The following is a 6395-nucleotide window of genomic DNA, read 5'->3' as shown; positions in this document are numbered from 1 at the left end:
GGCCGCCGTCGGGCCCGTGGTGGGTGGCCTGCTGGTGAGCCTGGTGGGCTGGCAGGCGCTGTTCCTGATCAACGTCCCGCTCTCGCTGCTGGCGATCCTTGTAGTCCGGCGCTTCGCCCCGGCCGACCGTGCCCGGGAACGCGGCCGGGTGTCGGAACTGGTGCGCGACTCGGACCTGCCCGGGATTGGGGCCTTCATCGGCGCCCTGGTGCTGGTGATGATGGCGATGCTGAATGTGCTGCCCGACTACCGGTGGTGGCTGCTGGGCGGCGGGCTGGTCCTCGCGGCGCTGTTCGCGTGGCGGGAGCTGCGGTTCAGCCCGCCCTTCCTTGACCTGCGGCTGCTGGGCCGCAACCGGCCGCTGCTGCTGGTCTACCTGGGTTTTGCGCTGTTCAACGGCGTCTACTACTTTGCGTTCTTCGGGCTGCCGCAGCTGCTGCAGACCGCGGGCGGCTACAATCCCGGCGTCGTGGGCCTGCTGATGCTGCCGCTCGCGGCGATCTCGGTGGTCGGGACGCCGTTCGCGGTCCGCGCGATCGACCGGTTCGGCGTGCGGCGGGTGCTGATCGCCGGCGTCGTGCTGCTCCTCGGCGCGTCGGCGGCGATGTGGCTGCTGACGGTGTCCCTGGCCGTCCCGCTGGTGCTCGCGCTGACCGCCCTGCTGGGTGTGCCGTACTGCGTGGTCGCCATTTCCTCAAGCCAGGGCATGTACGTGTCCACCCGGCCGGAAGAGCGCGGGGTGGCCGCCGGGATCTTCCAGACCTGCCGCTACCTCGGCGCGATCACGGCGACCGTGCTGATCGGCATCTTCTACGGCAGCGGCGTGACGCAGGCGAACTGGGGGCTGATGGTGTTCGTGATGCTGGGGCTGGGCGCGGTGGTGCTTGTGGTGTCGCTGCGCTGGCGGGAGCGGCGGGGCTAAGGTCCGGCGCTGCGGGAGTGGGACGAACGCAGCGCCNGCTAAGGTCCGGCGCTGCGGGAGCGCGAGCCGTTGATGTGCCATCGCCGGAGTGGAAGACTTGGGCTGCGGTCTCATCCACTTTAAGGAGTTGGAAATGGCTGACGGAACTGGATTGATCAAGCGGTTCTACACAGAGGTGATTGGGGACGGAAATCTCGCCCTCATTGATGAACTGGTCAGTGATGACTTCGTCGATCACGACCCCCTACCCGGACAATCGCCCGCCAAAGACGGCGTCGGGTACTTCGTCAACACGATGCGGGCGGCATTCCCGGATCTCAAGGCCAAGACCACCGAACCGGCGCTGGTAGATGGAAATCTCGAAGCGCAATACGTGGTCCTGACCGGAACCCATCAGGGAGAACTGATGGGCGTCGCGCCCACCGGTCGCAGCGTCGAATTCAGCGGCGTCGACATCATCCGCGTCGACGGCGGCAAAGTCGTCGAGCACTGGGGGGCCACGGACACTATGACCCTCATGCAGCAGATCGGAGCCGTATCGAAGTAACGCGCAGCAATTTTTCGCAGCTAGGGGAAATTCCCCGGCTACGGTTTCTGGGCCGCGATCGAGAAGTCAACTAATGACTTCCTCGGCTGGTTCCACACCGGCCCGCCCCCGGGGATCCACTCGATGAGCCGGAACTCGGCTCTCGCTTGCGTTGCGAGGCCTGGGGAAAGGGGTACGCGACTGAGGGTTCCCGTGCCCTGGTCTCCAAGGGTTTTACCGAGTTCGAAGTGCGGCGGGTCGTCGCTCCGAGCATGGCAGTCAACACAGCCTCGCGACTGGAGATGGAGAAATCCGGGATGCGTCTAGTACGTACGTTCGTCGCTGCGTGGCCAGTGTCCATTCCTGGCGATGAACACGGCGATGTCGAGTACGCGATCTCCCGAACTGAATGGGAGCTAGGCCGGACTGAATCGCCATAACGGAGACTCTGTAGACCTGCGTACCAGCGACGGGCGTTAGGACGAGCCTGGGCAATTCCTTGGCTTGCCCGTGGCGCGGCGGCGTCCTGACCCTTCAGTAGACCGCCGGTCTCACTGCGCGGTGCGCCTGCAGCTACGCGGCCAGTGCCGCTCCGAAGAGGCGTTCGGCCAAACGAAGCAGATGTACGGGTGCATCTGCATCCCAGCCGTTGGTCCCTTTGCCGAGGAAGACGGCGGTCCCCCCGACTGCCGCCTCAAGCGGGACACCCGCTTCCCGGATCAGCACTTCGGCTCGCAGGTTGAGAGGTAACGGAATAGCCTCCGCCTCGTCATTCAGATAAACGAGCCAATCCATGTAACTGATTGCTTTAATATTTCCCTCCACCAGGACCTGTCGGGAGACCAAATCTTGGTCGATGTCGTCGATGCGAATAGGGCTACTAAGGCGATGGGGAATAACCAAGGCGGCGCAGGTCGGTCCCATGATTGATCCTTTCCTCAGGGATAAATCCGGACTAGCAATGTGAAATCACTTCATTAAATTACAGCTGAGATGGCATTGGGCCGTGATGAGCCTCTAGTAATTGTCACGCAATGTAAATCCTGAGGCGCGGTCGGGACTGACCCCTTTCCTTGGTGTTCGCGAGTCGCGTTCGCCGGCCACCACCCCGGCAGGTCAGCCGTTAGAGCGAAACGGCCGGCCTGCATGGGCGCTTTCGGAGGCGGACCTCTCCGCCCTCGCATTCCAGCATTACCGGCAACGGCGTCCAGCACTTGGTGACACCATAGCCTTCGCTGGAACGTTTTAACGGTGATTCTTGCGCGGCTTCTGGAAGAGTGACTCGCGACTGTCAGCCTTGGCTCTTTTGTCGGCCCTCTTCTCAAGAAGCGACTTCCCGGGCTTTTTTCCAGTGGTTTTCTTGATGCTTTTTCCTGCCATGGAGTATCGGCCTTTCTTAACTCTGACTACACATCACCATACCCACTTTAAATTTAAATTCCAGTCGGTCTGTTTGCACGCGGTCGTGGATTTCCCTGGAGATGGACTTTTGTTGTCATTGCCGCTCTCTGGCTCTCCGCGGCCGCGCTACCACCGGTGCTGTTGATTGAAGATTCCTTCCTCCGGTACGACGTGGGGCAGTGCTGCCTTCTGACAAGAGGTCATACCCTCCGGCCCTCAGGAGTTCGGGGGCATCGTCGTGCGGTGGGTCAACCAGGTATACACCTGCGTGATCGGGGCAGAGTCGAGCGAGGCGGGGAGCAGGAAGGCCTTGGGCAGGTTCTGCCCGGCCGGGTCGAAGTAAGCATCCGGATTGGTCCCGGGTTCCCTGGGAATCGGTGGCGAAGTGCTGTGCCATGTTCCCGGCCGTGGCTTGAGTTACCGATTCGATCAGCAAACGCAGAGGCGGAAAGAACGTTCACGGCCGACCCGCAGGGTCACTGGCAGTCAGATTCCACCTGGTCGAAGGCGGCGAGCCCGTCGCGCAGGTTGCCCGCGATCTCAGAATGTCCAGGGCAACATTTCATAGACGATCGCGAGCACTCACGAACTAATCGCGTCGCATCCTCCTTAGAGCGACACCAGTCGATCACAGAACGCCGCCAAAGAGGGATCAAATCCAGATCGGGGGCTTCTTCAGATGCGACTATCTAGTACCGCCTGCACCTTCTCGAACGACTCGGTCCATCCGTTGCGGTAAAAGTCCAGCCGTTCCTCCGTCAGGACCGGTCCCTGCGAGAGCATCAGGCGCGTGCCGGTGCCGGTACTCCCGAGAGAGCCAGTACTCCCGAGTGAGAGGTCGACGACGGTCTCCCGGTCGTCCGGCATCGGTTCCTCCCAGCGGGGGGTGTACACCATGCGCCAAGGGGGATCGATCTTCAGGAACTCGCCTGAGAGGTGGAACGGTTCGCCGTCGGGTGGCGTCATGCGGAAGTGATAGCGGCCGCCTTAGGCGAGGTTCAGTTCGGCTGCCGGGATAGTGAAGCCCTGCGGGCCCCACCATTTCACCAGTTCGGTTGAGTCCGTCAGCATCCTGAAGACTTCTTCCGGGGGAGCAGCGAGGGTGCATTACAGGTTTAGGACCAGCTCGCCTGTTGGCTCGTCGCCCGTTGCCTTAGTCATCGTTCAACTCTGGCATCCTGCGGACGCTCAGGGAAGTGGATGGGGCTGGGAGCCGCCTACCACGTCGCGAGCGTCGGCAGCTTGCCTTCCGTCATGGCCCGGCTGGACAGCGCTTCGCAGCTCCTCTTCGAAATAGCGACCCTTTAGTCCGATGCCAACACCCCTATTTCCGCAGGCCCATTCGGTCCGTAATGGCCCCATAGACTTCGGGGGCCTCTCGCGCCGGTGATGGGTGGCGCGGCGTTGAAGAGTCCCGGCCGGCTGCCCCGGCTCGGCGCAGGGCGGTCACGGTGCCCCGGCCGGTTCCTGGCCGGGGCACCAGAGGGGATCCAGGTCGACCAGCCAGGATAGGGTTTCCGGTTCTCCCCGTTCGGTGATCCCGGTGATCTCGGCTTTGGGATTCGGTGCCTTCGGCGACCAGTTCAGCATCGATTTTCCGGTCGAAGGCGACCATGCACGCGTGCGACGGCACGCACCATGCGGAGGCCAGTGCGCCGCACATAGCGCGCGACTACTGCCCTCCATCGAAGAAAACCCCTCGATGAGATCTATGTTGAAGCGGGCCACCTTTACTACCACAGCCAGGCCAGTGGGTTTAGACTGGCCACCCATGGGACTCTTGAACCGCTCGTGCTGGTCGGTCCGGGTAGGGGCCTCCGTGTACAAACGGAAGGACGACTGTGGAGTCTGAGGACAACAAAGCGCTCGTGCGGCGCTTCTACGCAGAGATCGACGCCGGGAACATCGATGCGATGGACGATCTGGTCGCTGAGGACTATCTTGACCACAACCCGCCATTTCCCGGACTTCCGGCCGGACGGGAAGGCCTGAAACAGGCCTTCCGCATATTCTGGAAGGCGACACCAGGGCGGCACGAGATCGAAGACCAGATCGCCGAAGGGGACAAGGTGGTGACCAGGTTAACCGCCTACGGTCGACACGAGGGTGAGCTCCCCGGACCCCTGCCTCCCACAGGTGCCGACCTGCGGGAAACCGGAGTGGCCATCCACCGAGTCGAAAATGGAAAGATCGCCGAGCATTGGTCAGACCGGGACGACCTCGGGCTGATGCGGCAGCTCGGCGTGATCCAGTTACCCGGGGACTGACCCGGCATCCACGTACTGTTCATGGCTGCCGGCACCGCCCGCGTCCTGTCATCGGCCAGCGCGATGATCGTAGCTCATACGGAAGGCGGCCTGGTTCCTGGACAGCGAGGGCAACATCATCAACATCTCGCAGCGCGCGTAGGCCGGAGTCTGGCACCGATCAACGGCGCAAAGCATCGCCGGGGGCAACGAAGCCGAAGGGACCGGCCCCCGTTTTCAAAGCGGGGGCCGGCTTTCGCGTGGTTAGCAGAACGCTGGCGCCTGCAAATCAGTGAATCAGCCCTTGGACTCGTACGCCTTGGGGAGCTTCAGGCCGCGCTCGTCCAGAACGGTGCGCAGGCGGGTGGGGTAGTCACTGATAATGCCGTCCACGCCGAGGTCCATCAGCCGTGTCATGTCCGCCGTGGTGTTGACGGTCCAAGGGATGACCGGCAGGCCGAGCTCGTGGGCTTCCTTGATCATTTCAGGCGTGACGGAGCTGAAGGCGGGGGAGATGACGTCGTAGCCCTGGGCTGCCGCGGCTTTGGCGAGCGATCCGCCGTAGGTGTCGATGTCGATGCCGCCGAGGTTGGGGCTGGCGCCGGGCTTGCCGACCTCGAGCCAGGCGTCGCCGCTGGACAGGGCGACGAGCGGCAACTGCGGGGCGATCTTCTTGGTCAAGTTCAGCGAGGACCAGTCGAACGACTGCACGGTGCTGCGCCCGGCCATCCCGGCGGTGTAGATCTCCGTGACCACGGCCTTGGTCAGGGCCACCATGCCCTCGCCGCCGGACTTCCCGTCCTCCACCTTGGTTTCGATGTTGAAGCGGACCTTCTTGGCGTCGGCGTCGCGCACCAGCTGGAAGACGTCCTTGAGCTCGGCGATCCGGTTGCCCTCGATCACGTCCTGCTCCGGGTACCCCTTGAGCTGGGTGAATCCGCAGTCCAGGGTCTTGATCTGCGCGAGCGACAGTTCGGCGACCCGGTCACCGACGTAGGGGTACTGCGCGTCGCCGGGAGTCGCGGGCGCGGTGTCGCGGCACTTGTCCGCCTGGATTGTGTCGTCATGCCAGACGATCACGTTGCCGTCGGTGGTCAGGTGGGTGTCCAGCTCCAGCGTGGACACGCCGAGCTTCAGCGAGTTGGCGAACGCGGCCAGCGATTCCTCGGTCCACTCGCCGCGGCCGCCGCGGTGCGCCTGCAGGTCAAAGGAGCCGTTGCTCTCGTTGGTCTTGATTGCCGTTGTTGCCTCTGCGGCCTTTGTTGTGGCGGCGTTCGACGACGGCGAGCCGGCTTCGGGG

At 63.4% G+C, this 6395-nt stretch carries 6 protein-coding genes and 1 pseudogene; 4 read left to right on the top strand and 3 right to left on the bottom strand.

The window, feature by feature from the left end:
- The 3 genes from Y706_RS26010 to Y706_RS28320 all read left to right on the top strand — a co-directional run.
- On the top strand, positions 1-922 hold a 922-nt coding region (locus Y706_RS26010), incomplete at its 5' end, for an MFS transporter (RefSeq protein ID WP_043436328.1).
- Between the two features lie 133 nt (positions 923-1055).
- Positions 1056-1469, top strand: coding sequence for an ester cyclase (locus tag Y706_RS0116470; protein WP_028277458.1), 414 nt, complete (start codon positions 1056-1058; stop codon positions 1467-1469).
- Between the two features lie 146 nt (positions 1470-1615).
- Positions 1616-1888: a GNAT family N-acetyltransferase gene (locus Y706_RS28320; protein ID WP_253906819.1), complete on the top strand. Its 273-nt coding sequence runs from the start codon at positions 1616-1618 to the stop codon at positions 1886-1888.
- A 133-nt stretch (positions 1889-2021) separates the two neighbouring features.
- On the opposite strand, the gene Y706_RS0116465 is transcribed toward Y706_RS28320, so the two are convergent.
- The gene (locus tag Y706_RS0116465) at positions 2022-2372 is read right to left on the bottom strand and encodes a DUF3846 domain-containing protein (RefSeq protein ID WP_028277457.1); all 351 of its coding nucleotides are present in this window, start codon (positions 2370-2372) and stop codon (positions 2022-2024) included.
- A 1152-nt stretch (positions 2373-3524) separates the two neighbouring features.
- Positions 3525-3935, bottom strand: a pseudogene (locus Y706_RS27565) (SRPBCC domain-containing protein); the annotation flags it as partial.
- 755 nt (positions 3936-4690) lie between these two features.
- Between Y706_RS27565 and Y706_RS0116445 the strand changes: the two are divergent.
- Complete coding sequence (locus Y706_RS0116445; RefSeq protein ID WP_028277456.1) at positions 4691-5116, top strand: ester cyclase; 426 nt, start codon at positions 4691-4693, stop codon at positions 5114-5116.
- A 276-nt stretch (positions 5117-5392) separates the two neighbouring features.
- Here the strand turns inward: Y706_RS0116445 and Y706_RS0116440 are convergent.
- Positions 5393-6395 (bottom strand): glycerophosphodiester phosphodiesterase family protein (locus Y706_RS0116440; protein ID WP_028277455.1); only part of this gene is annotated, 1003 nt, incomplete at its 5' end.

The organism is Arthrobacter sp. I3 (genome assembly GCF_000520575.1).
GTDB lineage: Bacteria > Actinomycetota > Actinomycetes > Actinomycetales > Micrococcaceae > Arthrobacter > Arthrobacter humicola_A.
Note: the sequence above shows the minus strand (reverse complement) of the source record. Positions and strands in the feature narration are given on the sequence as shown.